Source organism: Mycobacterium sp., from assembly GCF_050701515.1.
In the GTDB taxonomy this organism is placed as follows: domain Bacteria; phylum Actinomycetota; class Actinomycetes; order Mycobacteriales; family Mycobacteriaceae; genus Mycobacterium.
Window position 1 is genome coordinate 1 of sequence record NZ_JBOGDB010000191.1, and the last position, 2,889, is coordinate 2,889.

Consider the following 2,889-nt stretch of genomic DNA (forward strand, 5'->3'; position numbering starts at 1 on the left):
CGGTTTCAGCGGGCGGCCGGGTGCGCGGCGGCTCGCCGCCGGGCCGGCCTGGCCGCCGGTCTGCGGGATCGGTGGCAGCACCCGCAACAGGTCGTTGAACTGGCGGACGGTCCGCAGGCCCTCGTCCCACTGGGCCCGGGTGCTGGTGACCGGCATGCTGACCAGCGTCCAGTGCTGTTCGTTCCACATGATCTCGGCGCAGTCGGGTGCGGTGTGGGCGAACGTCACCATCCGCCGGTCGCAGGCGCGCCGGGCGGCGTCGAGGTTGGTGGAGTACACCATTCGCGGGCCGATCGCGCCGAGCAGCCAGATGTCGTTTTCCCGCGGCTCCTTGATGCCCTTGAGCCGCAGGTCGATAACCACGTTGGTGCCGACCTTGCGGTGCAGGGCGATCACCGTCGCGACGTCTTCGAGGTCGAAGATGAACACCGCCTCGCCGCGGATCTGGCCGAGCACGACGTTCTTGGCGGCCACGTCGCCGACGGTCGACATCACCCCGCGCTTCCAGCGCTTGAGGATGTCGCGCGACTCGTACTCATAGTCGAACCCGTGCGACTTCGCCCACGACTTGCGGCGGCGGCCCAGCCCGCGACGTCGATCGATATCGACATACAGCAGCACGGCCGCACCCACGAAACAGAGTGCGGACAGCGTGAACCAGAGGGGGACCATCGCACATAAGCCTATCTGCTGGTCGCGGTGAACCTCGAACTCAAGCGGGTCACAACCCCGTCACATACCGTCTGTCCATGCCCTATGACGACTACCAGCGCATTCGAATCTCGGTCGGTGACGGCATCTGCCGCGCCACCATCGACCATCCGCCGATCAACCTGCTGGATCTGCCGCTGCTGACCGAGATCGGCCGCCTCACCGCGGACGTCGCCGCCGACGACGAGGTGCGCGTGCTGATCGTCGACTCGGCCGATCCGGAATTCTTCATCGCGCACGCGGACGTCGAGCTCATTCAAAGCCTCCCCACCGACGACACGGCGCTGCACGACGAGCTATCACCCTTCAACGCCGTTATGGAACAGTTCCGAACCCTGCCGAAGGCCACCATCGCCGTCATCGAGGGCATCGCCCGAGGCGGCGGCAGCGAGTGGGCGATGGCGTTCGACATGCGCTATGCCGCACTCGGCAGGGCGCGCTTAGGCCAGCCGGAGGTAGCGGTGGCTATCATCCCCGGCGGCGGCGGAACGCAGCGGCTGCCCCGGCTGGTCGGTCGTGGACGGGCGCTCGAAGTCATCCTCGGCTGCATGGACATCGACGCCGCGACCGCCGAAACCTGGGGATATGTCGATCGCGCGCTGCCTGCGGATGAACTACGCCGGTTCGTCGACACCCTGGCCGCACGCATCGCGTCACATCCGCTGGAGGCCATCACGCGCGCCAAACGCGCGGTCGACGCCGCCCTGGACGGGCAGGCCGATCTCACGACCGGCCTGCGTGTCGAGGATCAGCTGTTCCGGGAGACCCTGGCACAGCCGGTCGCCCGTGAACGGCTTCAGGCAATCCTCGACGCCGGCGCCCAGACCCGGGACTTCGAGCTGGGCGAGCTGCGGTTCCGGTCCTGATCAGCCCAGAACGAGCGACTCGCCGTCGGGGCTGACGTTGACCGGCACCACGTCGCCGTCGTGCACCTCGCCGGCCAGCAGCATCTTCGCCAACTGGTCACCGATGGCCTGCTGGATCAGCCGGCGTAACGGACGCGCCCCATAGAGCGGGTCGAACCCGCGCTCGGCCAGCCACTTCTTGGCCGGCTGCGACACCTCGAGGGTCAGCCGACGCTGGGCCAGCCGCTTGGCCAGCTGGGCCAGCTGGATGTCGACGATCTGCACCAGCTCCTCGGGGTTGAGCCCCTCGAAGATGATCACGTCGTCGAGGCGGTTGATGAACTCGGGCTTGAACGCCGATCGCACCGCGGCCATCACCTGTTCCTCGCTGCCGCCCGACCCGAGGTTGGACGTCAGGATCAGGATCGTGTTGCGGAAGTCGACGGTGCGGCCCTGCCCATCGGTCAGCCGGCCCTCGTCGAGCACAGCCAGCAGCACGTCGAACACGTCCGGGTGGGCCTTCTCGATCTCGTCGAACAGGATCACCGTGTACGGACGCCGGCGCACCGCCTCGGTCAGCTGACCGCCCTGGTCGTAGCCGATGTAGCCGGGCGGCGCCCCGACCAGGCGGGCCACCGAGTGCTTCTCGCCGTACTCGCTCATGTCGATGCGGACCATTGCGCGTTCATCGTCGAAGAGGAACTCCGCCAACGCTTTTGCCAACTCGGTCTTACCGACGCCGGTGGGGCCGAGGAACATGAACGAGCCTGTCGGCCGATTCGGGTCGGCCACGCCTGCGCGGCTGCGGCGCACCGCATCGGACACTGCCTGCACGGCCTTCTTCTGACCGACGACGCGCCTGCCGAGTTCGTCCTCCATGCGCAGCAGCTTGGCGGTCTCGCCTTCGAGCATCCGGCCGGCGGGAATGCCGGTCCATGCCGACACCACGTCGGCGATGTCGTCGGGCCCGACCTCCTCCTTGAGCATGACGTCCTCGCGCGCCTCGGCCTGTGGCACCGCCGCGTCGAGCTTCTTCTCGACCTCGGGGATGCGGCCGTAACGCAGCTCGGCGGCCTTCTCCAGGTTGCCGTCGCGCTCGGCGCGGTCGGCCTCGCCGCGCAGCGTCTCCAGCTGCTCCTTGAGCTCGCGGACCACGTCGATGGCGTTCTTCTCGTTCTGCCAGCGGGTGGTCAGTTCGGCCAGCTTCTCCTTCTGGTCGGCCAGTTCGGCGCGCAGCTTCTCCAGCCGCTCCTTCGAGGCGGCGTCCTCCTCCTTCGCCAGTGCCATCTCCTCGATCTCCAGGCGGCGCACCAGGCGCTCCACCTCGTCGATC

3 protein-coding genes are annotated in these 2,889 nt (G+C 68.0%); 1 reads left to right on the forward strand and 2 read right to left on the reverse strand.

Features of this window, described 5'->3' with window-relative positions:
* Nucleotides 1-672, reverse strand: a 672-nt coding sequence (gene ttfA, locus ACRDU5_RS15845; protein ID WP_526615574.1) for a trehalose monomycolate transport factor TtfA, incomplete at its 3' end; no start/stop codon positions are given.
* 77 nt (nt 673-749) lie between these two features.
* On the opposite strand from ttfA, the gene ACRDU5_RS15850 reads away from it, so the two are divergent.
* On the forward strand, nt 750-1,577 hold the full coding sequence (locus ACRDU5_RS15850; protein WP_526615575.1) for an enoyl-CoA hydratase/isomerase family protein: 828 nt from the start codon (nt 750-752) through the stop codon (nt 1,575-1,577).
* Here ACRDU5_RS15850 and ACRDU5_RS15855 read toward each other — a convergent pair.
* The coding region (locus tag ACRDU5_RS15855; protein ID WP_526615576.1) for an AAA family ATPase at nt 1,578-2,889 on the reverse strand (1,312 nt) is incomplete at its 5' end.